The sequence below is a fragment of the Fervidobacterium sp. genome, from assembly GCF_059913585.1.
Map to the genome: position 1 here is coordinate 44,161 of NZ_DBOLZL010000023.1, position 17,169 is coordinate 61,329.

The 17,169-nt window shown below is 38.6% G+C and carries 16 protein-coding genes; 4 read left to right on the forward strand and 12 right to left on the reverse strand.

All coding sequences use genetic code 11. The features are described 5' to 3' along the window. Positions 1–122: 122 nt before the first annotated feature. The 12 genes from AC3M61_RS08715 to AC3M61_RS08770 all read right to left on the reverse strand — a co-directional run bounded on the left by AC3M61_RS08715 (position 123) and on the right by AC3M61_RS08770 (position 12,266). Positions 123–1,724 carry a glycoside hydrolase family 57 protein gene (locus tag AC3M61_RS08715; RefSeq protein ID WP_500780481.1) on the reverse strand — a complete coding sequence of 534 codons (1,602 nt, stop codon included), beginning with the start codon at positions 1,722–1,724 and terminating at the stop codon, positions 123–125. 2 nt (positions 1,725–1,726) lie between these two features. After that, positions 1,727–2,515, reverse strand: a complete 789-nt coding sequence (locus tag AC3M61_RS08720; RefSeq protein ID WP_500780482.1) for a DUF4912 domain-containing protein — start codon at positions 2,513–2,515, stop codon at positions 1,727–1,729. A gap of 288 nt (positions 2,516–2,803) precedes the next feature. After that, complete coding sequence (locus AC3M61_RS08725; protein WP_500780483.1) at positions 2,804–3,586, reverse strand: amino acid ABC transporter ATP-binding protein; 783 nt, start codon at positions 3,584–3,586, stop codon at positions 2,804–2,806. Next, on the reverse strand, positions 3,583–4,248 hold the full coding sequence (locus tag AC3M61_RS08730) for an amino acid ABC transporter permease (RefSeq protein ID WP_500780484.1): 666 nt from the start codon (positions 4,246–4,248) through the stop codon (positions 3,583–3,585). Before AC3M61_RS08730 ends, AC3M61_RS08725 begins: the two co-directional genes overlap by 4 nt. A 91-nt stretch (positions 4,249–4,339) precedes the next feature. Then, the gene (locus AC3M61_RS08735) at positions 4,340–5,092 is read right to left on the reverse strand and encodes a basic amino acid ABC transporter substrate-binding protein (RefSeq protein WP_500780485.1); all 753 of its coding nucleotides are present in this window, start codon (positions 5,090–5,092) and stop codon (positions 4,340–4,342) included. A 62-nt stretch (positions 5,093–5,154) separates the two neighbouring features. Then, positions 5,155–5,934 carry a hypothetical protein gene (locus tag AC3M61_RS08740; protein ID WP_500780486.1) on the reverse strand — a complete coding sequence of 260 codons (780 nt, stop codon included), beginning with the start codon at positions 5,932–5,934 and terminating at the stop codon, positions 5,155–5,157. Positions 5,935–5,965: 31 nt separating this feature from the next. Then, positions 5,966–7,978, reverse strand: a complete 2,013-nt coding sequence (gene glyS, locus AC3M61_RS08745) for a glycine--tRNA ligase subunit beta (protein ID WP_500780487.1) — start codon at positions 7,976–7,978, stop codon at positions 5,966–5,968. Further along, positions 7,971–8,825 (reverse strand): glycine--tRNA ligase subunit alpha, encoded by an 855-nt coding sequence (locus AC3M61_RS08750; protein WP_448379152.1) that lies wholly within the window; start codon positions 8,823–8,825, stop codon positions 7,971–7,973. Before AC3M61_RS08750 ends, glyS begins: the two co-directional genes overlap by 8 nt. Positions 8,826–8,869: 44 nt before the next feature. Next, the gene (locus tag AC3M61_RS08755; RefSeq protein ID WP_500780488.1) at positions 8,870–9,754 is read right to left on the reverse strand and encodes an AEC family transporter; all 885 of its coding nucleotides are present in this window, start codon (positions 9,752–9,754) and stop codon (positions 8,870–8,872) included. A 28-nt stretch (positions 9,755–9,782) separates the two neighbouring features. Next, entirely contained in the window at positions 9,783–11,216 is a 1,434-nt protein-coding gene (locus AC3M61_RS08760) for a hypothetical protein (RefSeq protein ID WP_500780489.1), read from the reverse strand. Beyond that, the gene (locus AC3M61_RS08765; RefSeq protein ID WP_500780490.1) at positions 11,189–11,425 is read right to left on the reverse strand and encodes a hypothetical protein; all 237 of its coding nucleotides are present in this window, start codon (positions 11,423–11,425) and stop codon (positions 11,189–11,191) included. Before AC3M61_RS08765 ends, AC3M61_RS08760 begins: the two co-directional genes overlap by 28 nt. A 37-nt stretch (positions 11,426–11,462) precedes the next feature. Then, on the reverse strand, positions 11,463–12,266 hold the full coding sequence (locus tag AC3M61_RS08770; RefSeq protein WP_500780491.1) for a C40 family peptidase: 804 nt from the start codon (positions 12,264–12,266) through the stop codon (positions 11,463–11,465). A gap of 307 nt (positions 12,267–12,573) precedes the next feature. Here AC3M61_RS08770 and AC3M61_RS08775 point away from each other — a divergent pair, with 307 nt between their 5' ends. The 4 genes from AC3M61_RS08775 (at position 12,574) to AC3M61_RS08790 (ending at position 17,061) form a co-directional block, all read left to right on the forward strand. After that, complete coding sequence (locus AC3M61_RS08775) at positions 12,574–13,833, forward strand: ABC transporter substrate-binding protein (RefSeq protein WP_500780492.1); 1,260 nt, start codon at positions 12,574–12,576, stop codon at positions 13,831–13,833. An 83-nt stretch (positions 13,834–13,916) separates the two neighbouring features. After that, positions 13,917–14,831: a carbohydrate ABC transporter permease gene (locus AC3M61_RS08780; RefSeq protein WP_500780493.1), complete on the forward strand. Its 915-nt coding sequence runs from the start codon at positions 13,917–13,919 to the stop codon at positions 14,829–14,831. Continuing rightward, positions 14,828–15,640, forward strand: a complete 813-nt coding sequence (locus tag AC3M61_RS08785) for a carbohydrate ABC transporter permease (protein WP_500780494.1) — start codon at positions 14,828–14,830, stop codon at positions 15,638–15,640. The genes AC3M61_RS08780 and AC3M61_RS08785 overlap by 4 nt, the downstream gene beginning before the upstream one ends. A 20-nt stretch (positions 15,641–15,660) precedes the next feature. After that, positions 15,661–17,061: an esterase/lipase family protein gene (locus tag AC3M61_RS08790; protein ID WP_500780495.1), complete on the forward strand. Its 1,401-nt coding sequence runs from the start codon at positions 15,661–15,663 to the stop codon at positions 17,059–17,061. Positions 17,062–17,169 lie beyond the last annotated feature (108 nt).

A 17,169-nucleotide genomic window follows, 5' to 3' on the forward strand; every position in this document is an offset into this window, starting at 1 on the left:
ATTGATAAAACTTTCACTATTATTACCAAAACACTATCTCAACACACAACCCCCGAGATGTTGTTACCATCTCGGGGGGAGATTATTTTTTCAGAGACCCGAATGGTTAAATTTGCACTAGGTTATATTTTTAAGTACATTTTGTAATCAGCATCTGGAAATATATCATCCACGTACTCGAGCCTCTGTAACTCCCCAATATCTATATTACCACTCTTTAGCATATCATACAAGTTTAAGAATCGTTTAATATGCGTTTTGGTTCTGTTAACTGCGTATTCCACACTTGTTTTTGTGGTCATTATAAACGCCCAGTCACTCGATTGTGCGAGCAATAATTCCCTAACCATCTGATTCAACACGCGAATCTTTAATGGGTCACTTTCATCCGCATGCTCTTTTGCAACTTCTGTCATTCTTTCAACCATTTCATGTAGGTGTGGGTAAATCCAATCATTCGTTCCATTCAACCACACTTCGTTGTAACCGTTCGCACCCCAACTTGAAGCGGCAGGGGTAAGTATCTGAACTTTCTCTATCCAATCAACAACATCACATGCTCTAACAACTCTGAGCTTTTGACTCTTAGCTGCCTCCCTCATAAAGTATTCCAAGAAGAACGGTCCTTCGTACCACCAATGACCAAATAATTCAGCATCAAATGGTGCAACGATTATTGGTTCAAGACCTTCAAAGAGGTTTAATAAGTAGTCTATCTGGGCTTCTTTCTTTCTTAGGAAGTCTTTAGCGTGTTCGTAAGCAGTTGCCTTTGCTTCGTCGATATCGTAATAATCTTTTTTATCAAGAGGTGTATCTTTCGAAGTGATTTTGTGGTATTTTATACCTGTATTCATCCTAACCCCACTTGGGTCTATATAAGGTCTTATATATTCGTATTCTCTATCGAATCCAATATCTCTGTAGAATTCCCTGTACCTTGAGTCTCCCGGATACCCAATTTGTGCGCTCCACACCTGTTCAGAGCTTTCCGGGTCTCTTGCAAATGCAAAAACGTTATTTGGAGTAACAATGGGTCTATAGACTCCGTACCTTGGTCTTTCATCAGCATACCAGAATGCGTGTGAATCAACAAAGAAATACTCAAGCCCATATTCTGCCAAGTATTTATCGAGTCCTGGGAAGTAGGCACATTCAGCCAACCATATACCGCGTGGTTTAACTCCTATGTGCCTTTCGTATGTTTTGACAGCTTGTTCTAATTGTGCACGAATTGCCTGTGGATATTGTTCCATAAATGGTAAATATCCATGTGTTGCGTTGCATGTAATAATGTCCAAGTATCCTCTTGCCATGTATTCTTTGAAACCGTTAAGGATATTCTTCTTGTATTGTTCACGGAATATGTAAAGTGTATCTTCAAGATGTTGCAAGTAATACTGAGCCATTTTGTGTTTTCGTGGATGCTCGTTTGCAGTTCTAGCAACTTCCTTGCGAGCCAATTCTACAAGTTTTTCTAAATGTTTTTCGTATTTATTTTGAAGGTTCGAATTAGCAAGCATCTCCATTAAAGGAGGAGTTATCGACATTGTGAGTTTCACAGGAACTTTATCCTGCTCCAAATTTCTGAACATTCTCAATAACGGGATGTATGTCTCCGTGATAGCTTCAAACAACCAGTGCTCTTCCAAGAAAAACGGATACTCTGGGTGATGAACGTAAGGCAAGTGAGCGTGAAGAACAAACATCATCTGTCCTCGAGGCATACTTACATCCCCTTCCCACTAAGTCGAATAACACTAATGCTTCCAGCACTCGAAATCCGAAAAAGGTGCTCCAAACCTTGGACTGAACCACTAATTCTTTCTACGATAGGTGTTAGCATACCTTCTGATGGCATAACAATTCTTCGCCTCTTCCTAAGGTCCAACCATCTTTCCCTTGTAGACTGACTTGGAGAGTTCACTGGAACACGGCAGAGGTTAGATCTCAGCAGATATTTGTAATTGCCATTTGAATCGTAGTATCCAAGTTCAGCCAGATAATGTGCACCTGGCATTGGGATGTTCATATAGTAATTCTTTAAAGAAAGCACATCTATAGCGACTTCAAATGTTCTGTGTGCGTTTGTCCCGTCAAACTCTATGAAGGTTACATCGTAAACCCTCAAAACAACCTTTTTCACTTCATGAGATTTCAAAAATTCTCTGTTTGCATGACTTAGGTCCCAGTAAATGTGAATCCAGAAAGGATTGACAGGCATCGCAACAAGTTTATCTTTGTTGTAGGTATCAGGGATTGATACATCTTCCTTAATCGGCTGCGATGTTGTCTGGACTTGACCTGCAGAGGAAGTAGACGAGGACGGTCTTGATTGCTCAGCTTCTTCAGGTTGGACAGCTTTCATTCTTTCAATATACCTTTCGATAAGCTTCCTTACATCGCTTTTTGTCATCTGCTTTTTAACCGCTAAACCGAGTTCTTTTGCTTTTGCTTTCAATTCCTGAATCGTCCGTTCCTGACTTAACCATTCTTCCAACTGCTTTACAATACTCATACCAAGTTCACCCCCCAGGCTTTTGTTGTAGTTTGACTTTCACGTAAAATGTTACTACAAGTCCTCATAGTTGTAAACTGTTGTAAGAACAAGAATTATACATATATTGGTGTTTAAAGCTCAATACTATCCATTATTTATCACCAAGTATATGATTACAACATACTTACTTTAATTTAAAAATGTATTTCCTCTCGTAAAATTAAGGATTCATCATGAAAAAAGGAGCCCAAACAATGGGCTCCTTTGATAGCAAACTTTAAGAATATTTAAAAAAGATGCATGAAGCTACTCTAGTATTCTTCTTAGAAATTCGCGTGTTCTTGGTTTCTTAGGATTTCTCAAAATCTCTTCTGGTGTTCCTTCCTCCTCAACGACACCTTGAGAAATAAACACTATACGGTCAGCCACATCACGGGCAAAACCCATTTCATGGGTAACAACAAGCATGGTCATACCACTCCGTGCGAGGTCTTTCATAACATCAAGAACCTCGCCAACGAGTTCAGGGTCAAGTGCAGATGTAGGCTCATCAAAAAGCATAATTTCAGGGTCCATCATCAATGCTCTTGCAATTGCCACCCTTTGTTTTTGACCACCGGAAAGTTGCTCCGGGTAGGCATCTATTTTGTCAAGTAGGCCCACCCTACTGAGTAATACTTTTGCCTTCTCAATTGCTTGTTCTCTTGGCATTTTTTTCACCTTAGTTGGAGCAAGGATTAGATTGTCTAATACGTTCATATGAGGAAAGAGGTTGAACTGCTGGAAAACCATACCTATTCTTGTTCTGAGCTGATTTACATCGTATTCATTAACATCCACACCATCTAAGTATATCTTACCACCTTGATATTCTTCGAGTTTGTTTATACATCTCAAAAGTGTGCTTTTTCCTCCGCCACTGGGACCGATGATAACAATTGTTTCTCCTTTTTTTACTCGTAGGTTTATTCCTTTCAAAACCTCAAGTTTTCCAAAACGTTTCACCAAGTTCTCTATCTTAATGATAATTTTTTCCGAGCTATTATTTAACTTGCTCACTTCATTAATTACTTCATTGTTATTACTCATGCTGTAGCCATCCTCCTTTCAATATATCTAACTATGCGGGAGATGACGAATGTCATGACAAAGTATATGAACGCTATCCCAAAGTAGATAGAAAATGTTTGAAATGTTCGAGATATTATAAATTGGCCACTTCTCATCAATTCAGAAACACCTATAACAGATGCAAGGGAACTATCCTTTGTTAGGGTTATGAATTCGTTACCAAGTGCTGGTAAAATGTTCCTAAAAGCCTGTGGAAGGATTATGTACCTCATCGTTTGCCAGTGAGTTAATCCCAATGAACGCGCAGCTTCGTACTGACCCCTTGGAATTGACTGAATACCTGCACGAACGATTTCAGCAATATATGCGCCGCTGTTTAATCCGAGTGCTGTTATTGCTGCTGGATATGGTGCTAGTTGTATTCCCAGTTGTGGTAAACCAAAATAGATAATTGATATCTGAACGAGCAATGGGGTTCCACGCAAAAACTCTACATATGCAGTACAAGGATAATTTATTAGTTTTATCTTAGATAACCTTCCCATACCAATGAAAGTTCCCAGGATTAATCCTATACCAACGGAAAAAGCGGTAAGTTTAAGTGTTTCCCATGCACCAACGAAAAGAAACGGAAAACTTTTCAATAACTCCGTCAACGCTTCCACAACTTTCCCTCCCATATAAAGACTCTAACAGTATCTTAGGTATCGAAAAAATTAAAAAAATAAAGAACCCCCTTTATGTGAATACATAAAGGGGGTTTTATGCGAATTACTCAAACCACTTCTGAATCAACTTGTTATACGTTCCTGAACCTTTTAAAATATCAAGTGTTTGATTAACAAAGTTCAACAATTCCTTGTTCCCTTTTTTGACTGCAATTCCGTAGGTCTCACCAGTATCTATAACAGCACTAATCAAGAACTTTGGGAATTTCTTTACGTAAGCTTTTGCAGGTGCTTCGTCAAGTACTACTGCATCAACACGGCCGTTTTGCAATTCCAAAAACGCATCAGTGAATTTTTGGAACCTAACAACTTGAATTCCGTCAATTTCGCTAACAACCAAATCACCTGTAGTTCCAAGCTGGACTGCCACCTTTTTACCAACAAGTTCCTCTAACTTCTTTGGTTCGAATTTTCCGTCCTTTCTTACAACTATCGCTTGGTTTGCCTCGAAATAAGGTTTTGAAAAATCAACAACTTTTGCCCTCTCTTCAGTGATGGTCATACCTGCGATGATTAAGTCAATCTTCCCTTGCAATAGAGCTGGAATTAAACTATCAAATGGTAGGTTCACAACTTCAAGCTTGACGCCGAGCCTTTTTGCCAGTTCGTTAGCGATGTCTATATCAAAACCGACAACTTGGTTTTTCTCATCAACGAACTCAAATGGTGGAAACGTTGGTTCAGTGCCTACAATTAGTTTTCCTCTCTTCTTAATCTGCGTTAAGCTTTGTGCAAAACTCAGTGTTACAACCATCACCATAGCAATAAGTAAAACTAGCACAGCAACCCTTTTCATACCACATCCCTCCCCATGTTATAAAATCAGAAAAACAAGAATTTAAAATGTCTTATTTAGTATTACATCTGCGCAGAAACCATCCAAGCAACTTGTCCGGTTTGTATATCATATTTTCCGATGGCATTAAAGAAAGAATTTGCAATGCCTAATCCAAGCACCCAGTTATTGTTATCCGGTTGTCCAACATATACGTAAATCATACTCACTGGCAATGCAAGTTCCCAGGTGTAGGTAAACGAACCTTCCACAACATCCTTTAAGCTTGGAACTGTGAATCTAAATAGGAAGTAACCGACATCGCAAGATTCAACTTTAAAATTAACAGTGGCATTTAACCAATCCAAAGAATCATTCAAAACAAACTGGCCGTCTTGTTTTTTGAAAACTCCCCTGTTTTCATACGAAAGTTCAAACCGTGACCACGAAGCGAACAAGAAAGACGTCTTTTTGTAGCTCGCAACTCCAAATGCAACAGTTGGTGTTTCGTATGCACTCAAATCTGAAATCTGCTCAAAACTGGGAACATTTGAACTGAGTGCAACGAATAATCCGCCCGTAGAAATCCCCAAACCCACGTATACTGGTTGATTTAGTTCAAAGTTTGGATACTCAAAGGTTGTGCCAACTGAGAAGTTGAGTCCAAAAATGTTCAAGTATCCCTCAACCCCTAAAGTATAAACTCCTTCCGAGCTCCCAGGAACAAGCGTAGCCCTGAACATATAAGGCTGAGCAACTACACTCGAAGGTTTTGAAACATTCAATAACTGAGCCGCATAGCCCCCATGAGCATAGGCAAAGACAGTAGCAGTGACCAAGAAGATAAATATAAGTTTCTTCATCGTTTTCACCCCTTTTCCTCAAAATTTTGTATCAAGCTTGGAGCTTTTTTTCAATCAAAGTGAGGTCCCCAAACTCTGAGAACAGTTCATCGATTGTTTTTAGAAATCCAAGTCTGTTAAGCCTTATATCTTCTTCTTCAACCATTACAAATACTTTATCAAAGTACTTGTCTATAAATGGTCTGAGTTCTGTTATCTTTCTCAAAGCATCTTTGTAGTTGAGATGTTTGATGTAATCGATAACCACTGGTTTTACTTCAAGATATTTTTCGAACAATTCTTTTTCTTCATCCTGAATGAATTTTGCGGAATCAAAATAATTAGAGTCATGCTTTTTGCTTATATTATGGACCCTCTCGAACCCAACCAAAAGATGTTCAAACTCATCGGTCCCGACTAATTCCATAATCGCCTGTGCTGAAAGAATGCCTCTCAAGGGTCTGTTCCAAAGTTCTCTAACTGCACGCGCGATATCGTATCTCAAACGAGTGTTATAAAGTTCGAATCTGTTTTCAAAAAATTCAAAAAGTCCAGTTGGCAATTCTTTATTTAGCTCTTCGCATGCTGCAAATATGATTGGTTTCAGATCCAAATCCCAAGAGAACTTTTCCACGATTGAGTAAATATCATCGACCTTACTTCTTAGTCCGTATGGGTCTTTTGAGCCGCTTGGTAAATTTCCAATCACAAAATTCCCAACAACAGTGTCTATCCTATCCGCAATACCCACAACTGCACCTTCGATGGTTGTTGGATTGTTAGAATAATGTTCTTCAATCCCCCATGCGACATCTTTTGGTTCGCCATCTTTAAGAGCATAGATTCTACCCATTATACCTTGCAGTTCCGGAAATTCGTACACAACGTGTGAACCGATGTCTGCCTTACATAGCCCTGCTGTCCTTAGTATTGTACCACTTTTCTTTTCCAATCCCAAAATCTCAATTATATGTTGTGAGAGTTTTTCTATCCTTTTTACCTTATCGTACAACGTTCCAAGCTCCTTTTGAAACACCATTTCTTTGAGTTTCTCGTTGAATTTTTCAAGCGGAACTCTTATGTCTTTGTCGTAGTAGTATCTGGCATCTTCTAATCGAGCATTGATAACCCTTTCGTAACCTTTCCTTGCGTTACCTTTTACATCTTCCGGCATGTCGATGAATGCCAAGAATAAATTGGTTATCTTTCCATTTCTCTTTACTGTGAAAGACCTTTGATGGTGTTTAATCGTTGTTCTAATCAATTCTTCTGGAAGCTCTAGATATTTTTCTGTAAACTCACCCTGTATCATCTTTGGGTATTCTGTTAGTATTGCAACTTCCTCTATTAAAGACACATCTTTGTCAACTTCGAACCCCTGTTTTTCAAACTCTTCGAGTTGTTTTACGATGAATTCTCTTCGCTTTTCAATTTGTGGAATGACATAATAACTGTTCATCTTCTCCAAGTAATCCTTGTAGGAATTTACTTCAAAGTAGTCGTCTTTAACGAAACGATGTCCAACGGTTTTGTTCGATGATTTCAACCCGAAAATTTCAATATCAAGAATTCGTCCATTGTAAACAGCCAAAACATGGTGAGGTATTCTTACAAATTCGTACTTTCCGTCTCCCCATTTCATAGGTTTTCTGAATTTCAAACCATAAATTATCTGAGGTACAACCTTCTTCAAGACGTCCTCTGTCTTTATACCTTTTTGTATTTTCGTTATGTAGACATAGTTCTCTACTATTTTGACATCTTCAAGCGTTGATTCGTTCGATTTCAAAAAGCCAAGCAACGCCTTTGTAGGTTGTCCGTCTTTATCATATGCCACATTCACCGCTGGACCTTTCTTTTCAACAACTTTGTCCGGAGTGGTGTCAGAAAGACCATCCAAGACAAATCCGAATCTTCTTGGAGCCACAAAGACTTCGAACTTTTCGAATTGAACTCCTTCATTCTTTAATGTATCTGGCACCTTCTCAGAAAGTTGTTGAATTATCACGGGCACTTCCGTTGTGGGGAGCTCTTCAACTCCTATTTCAAAAAGGAATTCACTCATTTTTACCACCCTCCGCTTCAACAAATGCCTTTGCACATTTACTTGCCATAGCTCTTATGTCTCTTATAAATGTCTGCCTTTGTGCAACACTTATCGCATTTCGTGCATCAAGCAAGTTGAATGTATGCGAACACTTAAGCAACTGTTCATACGCAGGGAAGAGCAAACCTTTTTCTATTAATCTCTCAAACTCTTTTCTGTATATATCGTAAAGCGTAAAGAGCGCATCTGTGTTGGCTTCTTCAAAGTTGTAGATAGAAAATTGCCTTTCGTTTTCTTTGAAAAGTTCTCCGTATCTAACATCTTTGTTCCACATTACATCATAAACGTTATCGACACCCTGCAGATACATTGCTATTCTTTCTACACCATATGTGATTTCCAAAGGGATTTCCGTTAAGGAAATTCCTCCGACTTGTTGGAAGTACGTAAATTGAGTAATCTCCATACCATCAAGCCAAACTTCCCATCCAATTCCCCATGCACCCAGCGTTGGCGATTCCCAGTTATCTTCAACAAAGCGTATATCGTGCTCTTTTGGGTCTATTCCGAGTGCTTTTAACGATTCCAAATAAAGCTCTTGAGACCTTTCCGGATGTGGTTTAAGTATTACTTGATACTGATAAAATCTTTGCATTCTATTTGGATTTTCCCCGTATCTACCATCAGTGGGTCTTCGGCTCGGTTGCACAAAAGCAACATTCCAAGGTCTTTTCCTCAATACGCCAAAGAAGGTTGACGTATGGAATGTTCCAGCTCCCATTTCCATGTCGTAGGGTTGTTCAATAAAACAACCTTGGCTTGCCCAAAATTCATCAAGGGTCTTTATCACGTCCTGCAAGTACACATCAGGTTCCTCCCTTCGAATTTATAATACTCTACAATTTAAACTCAACCAAAGATTCTCTCAATCACATACGCCCAAAGTGGAAGAGTCACTAAAGAAAAGAGAGTTGTAAGTGCAACACTCATTCCTGCTTTCGGAACAAGTTCCTTTTTAAAAGCACCTATAACCACAACACTGTTGACACCTATAGGCATAGCACATTCAAGAAGGAATACTTTTGCTTCAAGTGGTTCAAAAAAGAACGTTATTGGTAGCAACATCAGAGGAATTAACAAAAGTCGTTCAACAATTACCAGGCTGTAACCCTTTATTTCCGAAGTCTCAAATTTGATTCTCGAGATACCAAGTCCAACTTGTAATAGTAAAAATGGTATCGCCATTTCTTTGAGCCAGTTAAAAGCCGTAAGAACTCCTCCAGGAAGTTGTTTATACGAAATTCCCGCTATTCCAAATCCCCAACCCAAGATGATAGCATAGAGGAAAGGAAGCTTCAAAATGTTTCTTAACTCAAGCTTGCCCCTGATAAGCGCTGGAAGTAAGGTGCTACCTACAAGTACATTTACAAATGAGTAAACCACACCAAGCGCAAGTGCTTTTTCTCCCCAAAGTGCCATTAGTACCGGATAACCAAGGTAGCCAGAGTTCACATACACATTTCCCGTGAAGAATATCTCCCTGTCTTCTTTATGCAACCTCGAAATCAAGAACGATATAGCAAACATCACGGAAAAGCCAATTCCATAACGCAAGAGCACACCAGCAGTAGGAATGTAGTCATTCATGAAAGCAAAAGTTACAATAGGTGCCATCAACCAAGTAGCAATTTTATTGAACAGCGATATATCATCTTTAAACAACTTACCGTAGATGTAACCAACAAACATCATTATAAACGAAGGAACCACCGCATTAAATGCTTGCTTTATCAAAACTTTTCCCTCACTTTTAATTCTAATCTTAGAAAGATTTCCTGAAAGAAACCCCAAAGTTACCTGAGAAGAACGGCAGGTTGTTTCCTTCTTGCGGTCTTAAAAGTGGCTTTCTTACATTATCACTACTAACTTCAACAAGTGTTGATGCATTCCAAATAAAACCTGCGCTGACAGAAGCCCAGAATTTAAGATTTCTTGAAATGCCTCCGGAATAGGAAATCGTCCCAATTGCCCTATATTCTTTTACCGGATCATCGAGCAGATGCGTTCCTGGTAAATATGTTGTTCTATCGTTCCATGCGTTAACAGGCGACCTTTCACCAAGAATAACGAATTCAAAATTTGCGTTGAAGCCAGGGATAAAACTTGGTATGTAATTCACCATAAACGCCAGGTTGTTTTCCCCATATTTGTACCCTGCGTATAACAGTTCAAACGGTAATACTACGTTCTTTCCATCCCTAGTGTAAACAAAATAAGGATAATACGTATATCCATAGAACATTTGGTTTCCAGATTCTGCTGATGGTTGGAATGTATACTTCGTTGCTCCAGCATGATAAAAGCTAAATGTTCCTATATTTGTTTTTTGAACCAACCCCAGTGACCAAGCAATCTTGTCCGGATTCTGGTAACTTTCCGGATGGATGAATCTATTCATGTTTATATCATCGACGAGAACTTGAATATAGTAATACCTGTCAATATCTGTGTAATCTAAGAAGAATCCACTAATATAATTCGTTTCCCCAACGCCTTCTGGATAAGGTCTCCCAGCATCGTTTACATATTGTATGAAAAATGAAGGAACTGGATTCGCGAAATACTCAAAGTTAAAGTTTTGTCCAACGTACACAGCTACATCTTCGTATCCGAATCTGAGCTTCCCAACCTTCAAAGCGTAGACTTTGTAGTTCGAGCTTTTTAATCTTTCGCGTTCATCTGCTCCAAATTTTAGTTCACACAGCTGTGTCCACCTTGTTATGTAGATGAACTTCCCATCATCGTACGAGATTTCTATTGTATTCCTCGGCATATTGACAGATGAAATAAAAAGCGAATATGGACTAAGAACAACATCTCCCAAGTGTGTTCTACCTAACGTAACTGAAAAAACATTATTTCTAAAAGATATCGAACCTTCTTTGAAATCGAAATAAAACCCTGCATAGTATGACTCAGAAAATGGATCGTTAAAGACACTATCATTTTTTGCAAGCATCGAAGCTTTGAATTCAAAAACATCAGACAGATGAAAGATACCAACATCAAAAGTCCAGAAGGAGGACTTGTTGATAATTTCCCTTTCGTTGTACAACAAAAAAAGGTTGCTACCAAAGCTATAGCTACTTGCCAAAGAAAATTCTAAAGCAAAAGCCGAAGTAGTATATGATAAACAAAATAAAAACAAGGGCAATAGAAAGAAAAACTTTAGATTTCCTGTTCCCCCTTTTTCCATATGACCTTCCCTCCGTATGTAATAGAGTTAACTTCGGGCGGTATTAAAACACCTTGATTAATAACTTCAAGTATCAAATCAATAGGAAGTGAGGTTTCAAACCAAATCTCTTCAACCCTGATTTCTTCCCATCCTCTGTCTGCAAACCTTTGGATGACCTTTTCGACAGCTTTTCTATATTTTTCAAAATCCATTTCGTATTTTCCCATAACGCCACCTCCAGTTTATTTCTTGATGTTAATTTTATCATGTTGAGCTAACTCTGCAAACCTTCCTAATCTGTGATTTTAAATACTTCCCATACTCATCATCATTCAAATCAGTTATAGACACACACATGTTATGACCATTTGCATGCACAATTTTCCCGTCCCCGATGTACATCATTACATGTCCTTGCATGTAAAGCAAATCACCAGGCATTAGTTTTTCATATTCATCGATTGTTGCAATCTGTGGGTATCTATTTTCCTGGTCCCCTGCATCCCTTGGTATGTCGATATTCAATGCAACATCATAAAGCCTATTGACAAAACCGGAGCAGTCAAAACCATAAGAAGATGTTCCACCCCAAAGATACGGAACTCCAATCATCTGGAGTGCCAGTTCAACGACGGAGTTGAAACTCTCATTTGGTTCATCAACTACGTTATAAATGAATCCATTCGGCAGGAAAAAATCTTTTCCGTTTTTAGTGTATAGTCTGCTCCCAAATGGAAGTAAAAAACTCACAGTACCGCTTACCCTACAAAACGGTACGGAAACTTTTATAATTTTGGAGTTTTTAATTTGCTCATATTCCTCTTCACTCATAAAATGCAGGGTATTTTTATTCACGTAACCTTTATAGTCAAGTCTTACATCTCGTACCAAGATGTAGTCAAATTTTTCCAAGCTTCGGACATCTTCCACAACTTCTACAATCTCTCCAAAAACAAGCTGATGAATCCTTTCACTTTTGAATCTTCGTTCCGCACGAACATCTGTAACAGGTGTCACAACCATAGCATTCATTATCGCACGTCCTTTTATAAAATGTTTTTCAAGCATATTATATCACATCCCGGTTCCTTATCGGGTTTAATCTTTTTCAAAGAGATTAAGCGAGAAAATCTAACAATGAAAAAGTATGACTAATAATACTAAGGTATTTCTGGTAAAAGTGATACTTTTCAGCTGTTATTCGCATTGCGATTTTCATGGGCTGTTTTGGTAAAATTTTGGTAGGAAATTTCGGTAACGTTACCAGACTTACAGTTCAGTAGAGAACAAGCATGCTTGAAAAAGTTCATCACATTTCACAAAAGGTGTGTCAGCGTATTCACAAGTATTTCCAAACCTTTGAGGAGGTGAAAGTATGAAGAGGATGTTCGTTAGGATTTTAGTTGTTCTTTTGATTGGTGTGGCGGCTCTGTTATATGCTGAGAAGGCAAAGATAACCATCTGGGCTTGGGATCCAAACTTCAACATTCCAATTATGCAAGAAGCTGCAGCGAGGTACAAGAAAATCAACCCAAATGTCGAGTTTGAGATTGTAAACATGGCAAAAGCAGATGTAGAACAAAAACTGAATACGATACTCGCATCTGGTGTGAAAACGGGACTCCCTGAAATAGTACTTATCGAAGATTACAACGCGCAAAAATACCTACAATCATACCCTGGGGCATTTGCTGATTTAACAAAACACTTCACATGGTCAGAATTCGCTCCATACAAAGTAAAACTCATGACTCTAAACAACAAAGTTTACGGTGTTCCATTTGACTCAGGTGTTGCAGGATTTTTCTACAGAGTAGACTACATCGAGCAAGCTGGGTTCAAACCATCTGACCTCGAAAACATCACATGGGATAGGTTCATTGAAATTGGAAAAGTTGTTAAAGAAAAGACAGGAAAATATATGATCGCAGCAGACCCATACGATGGAGGTTTGATGAGAATACTCTTGCAATCGGCTGGGAGCTGGTACTTTGACAAATCCGGAAAGCCATATATTGCAAATAATCCCGTTTTAAAGGAAGCAGTTAGGCTTTATAAGGAAATTAAAGATTCCGGCATTGCAAAGGAAGTTTCAGGTTGGAACGAATGGGTAGGTGCATTTAACAGAGGCGAAGTCGCGGCTGTTGTAACCGGTGTATGGATTATTGGTTCCATTAAAGCTGAAAAGAGTCAGGCAGGTAAATGGAGAGTTGCACCTGTGCCAAGAATGAACCTTAAGGAATCCGTTAACGCATCAAACCTCGGTGGTTCAAGCTGGTATGTATTGCAAAACAGCAAATATAGAGATGTTGCTATCGACTTCTTGAAGAAGATATACGCACGTGATGCCAATTTCTATCAAAAGATATTAGTCGAGCGCGGAGCAGTTGGCACATGGTTACCAGCTCAAGGTGGTTCTGCTTACAAAGCAAAAGATCCGTTCTTTGGTAACCAACAAGTCTTCCAACTTTTCTCAGAATGGATGAAGAAGATACCACCAGTGGACTTCGGCGTTTACACTTATGAAGCTGACGCTGCAATTATGAGTGTTATGCCCGATGTTTACAGTGGGAAGCTTTCTATAGACGAAGCTCTGAAGAAAGCAGAACAACAATTTCTGAACTCAATTAGGTGATTTTTTGCATTTCTTCCGGGAAGGTCTCCGGACCTTCCCGTTTTTTTAATACCCCCTCAAAGATATCAAGGAGGAATGAAAAAATGCCAAGAAGCCATAAAAGAAAAGGGTTAGAATCTGTTTGGGATAAATGGGGATGGATATTCATTAGTGTCATGTTGATAGGTGTAGTTTTATTTGTCTTTTACCCCATTGTGTATTCTATCTATCTATCTACCTTTTCAACGAGAGGTTTCTTAAAGACCTTTGTAGGATTTGGCAACTACATAAAGCTTTTTAAGGATACATACTTTCTTCTTTCTCTGAAAAATATCCTAACAATCCTAGTGATTCAAGTTCCAATTATGCTCTTCCTTGCTTTGATTTTCGCAACTTTACTGAATGACCCTAAAATAAGATTCAAAGGTATTTACCGGACAGCACTTTTTCTTCCTGCTGTTACTTCTTTAGTCGCTTACACGGTAATTTTCAGAGTAATGTTCAGTAACGATGGTCTTGTGAACCATGTGCTTATAACTATCGGCCTTATAAAGGAGCCGATAAGATGGTTGCTTGATCCTTTTTGGGCAAAAGTGACCCTGATAATAGCTTTGACCTGGAGATGGACAGGTTACAACATGATGTTCTACTTAGCTGGGCTACAAAATATACCAATAGAGGTTTACGAAGCAGCCGAAATTGATGGCGCAACAAAAACTGTGCAGTTTTTCAAAATTACAATTCCCTTGCTAAAACCCATTATACTTTTCACAACAATTACATCTACGATAGGCACTTTGCAACTTTTCGACGAACCGATGAATTTAGCAGCTGGTGTTGTAACAGGTTCAAGTGTTGGACCAGGGAATTCACTTCTAACTCCTTCTGTCTATATATACAACGTGTGTTTCAAATACTCTCCAAACTTTGGTTATGCTTCAGCTATTTCGTATGTTATAGTTATGATTGCCGCAGTTCTTGCTACTATTCAGTTTAAAGTGGCGGGTGAGAAAGAATGAGCAGAAAATTAAGATACACTCTTATATACTTCTTTCTTACAGTTTCGGCTTTCATATCTGTTTTTCCGTTTTACTGGATGATCGTTGGAAGCACCAACAGTTCCGTTGATGTTCTAAAAGGAAAACTCACTTTTGGGAGGGAATTCTTGAACAATCTGAAAAATCTGTGGGAGAACTACAACTTAGGAAGAATCCTTCTAAACTCAACAAAGATATCGCTCTTCGTTGTGGTATTTTCAATTATTGTCTCATCGATGGCCGGATATGGTTTTGAAATATACGCTTCAAAATCACGCAACAAGGTGTATTCTGCTCTCTTACTTACTATGATGATTCCATTCGCTGCCCTAATGGTTCCACTTTTCAGACTTATGTATTTTTTCAACCTTATAGACTCTCATTGGGGTGTCATACTACCGATGATTCCTTCTGTATTTCTAACATTTTTCTTCAGACAAAGTTTCAAGCAGTATCCGAAAGAGATTATAATGGCGGCACGAGTTGACGGTGCAAACGAATTGAGAATATTTTTCTCGATAGTTTTGCCATCCATGAAGTCTGCATATGCGGCAGCAGCTATATATGCTTTCATGACAAGTTGGAATGCATATCTCTGGCCACTTGTCATTATACAAAGTGAACAAAATAAAACAATTGTTCTTATGATTTCTAGTATTGCATCAGGTTATACACCAGATTTTGGAGTTGTCATGATGGCGGTTGTTATTGCAACCTTACCAATGCTCGTTGTCTTCTTTGCTTTGCAGAAACAGTTTGTTCAAGGTGTTCTTGGCTCTGTGAAACAATAATAAAGAGAGGAGGTTGTGGTATGTTTAAGCTTTGTCGTAGTTTGCTTACCTTAGCTTTATTGCTGGTTGCGATTATGATGTTACTAATGGGGTGTGCTCAATTCGATTCAAAAGCCACAGAAAGCGTATCCGTAAGAGTTATAGTAAAGTCTACAGAAAATGAGGAAGTTGAAAAAGTCTCTCCCGGACTGAGCGCATATAGCAATATTCTCGAAAATATAGTTATTACCGTAGAAAACGAACAAGGCGAAGTCGTGTATCAATATGTTGAAAGTGATTTGTCCACAACAGAATTTCAAGTTAGCCTGCCAAGATATGGTAACTACAAGTTCACCGTCGAAGCCAAGGATTTTGACAAAACAACGTTCATGAGAGCTTCAAACACAGTTTTCGTTGGTTCGCAATCACAAACCGTAGTACTTTATTACACGTACTTTAACCCTTATGGCAGGTATTATACTTACTATAAAGCGTACGTTCTACCAATCTACAAATCTCTATATAAAATAATACCGTTTTTTGAATACTCTAATATCAGTTCAAATAGATGGACACGAGCAACACCTGCACTTTACGAAATAAGGAAAGCATCCAGTGGATATCCATCTATAGTTCTTATACACGGCATCGATTCATCAGAAATTTCCGGTTTATGGAGCAACTACAAGAAAGACATTGTTAACAAATGGAGCTCGTATGTGCCTAAACATTATGGTCTGTACTTTTTTGCATATCCAACTTTAGACGTGCCACTAGATGTTAGTGCAAGTGTTCTAATCCAGTCGATTAATACTCTCGGAAGTACTTTAAAAACGAAATTTTACTTTTTTGCTCACAGTATGGGTGGATTGGTTCTTAGATATGCACTGCAAAACCCTGTCTTTAGAACTTATGTAGCTAAAGTTATTTTCTCTGGAACACCACACATAGGAAGTCCTCTTGGAAATCTTGTCGTTATGGACAAAAACAAGCTTTCATCAAGGAGTGACTGGGCTTTGATAAAGAATGCGCTAATACTTGCTAATATGGGTGGTGTTTTCGTTGAAGCTCCAAATTACAGATATTTGGTATACGGTGTGCAGCATCCATCAATTCCAACTGGTGTCACATACAAAACGTTTGCCGGTGTTGTCCCGTACTCTGATTTGTCAAGCATGATAAGTACTGCATGGTCAAACGGAGTAACCAATACTTTAGGACATGCAATAGTAGCTGCTTTAATGGCAAAAATTTTTGGTTCTGATTTCTCAAAGAGCGACGGTGCCGTTCCTTTACAAAGTGCTAGTGCTCTTGCTAACACGGAAGTTATTAATGGTTTTACTCACTACGACTTAGCAATTAATCCAACAGTTATAAGCAAAGCTATGAAGTTCTTTTTCAACGTTACTCTTAGCGTTCCGGAAGAGCAAAACAGTAACTAAATAAACTACTGAAATTTTTTAAATAACACTGCCAGAGTAATTTCAAAAGTTTAATTGAGTATTTTGGTTATTCGATTACTTTGCAAGTGGGCGTGAGCCCACTTTTTT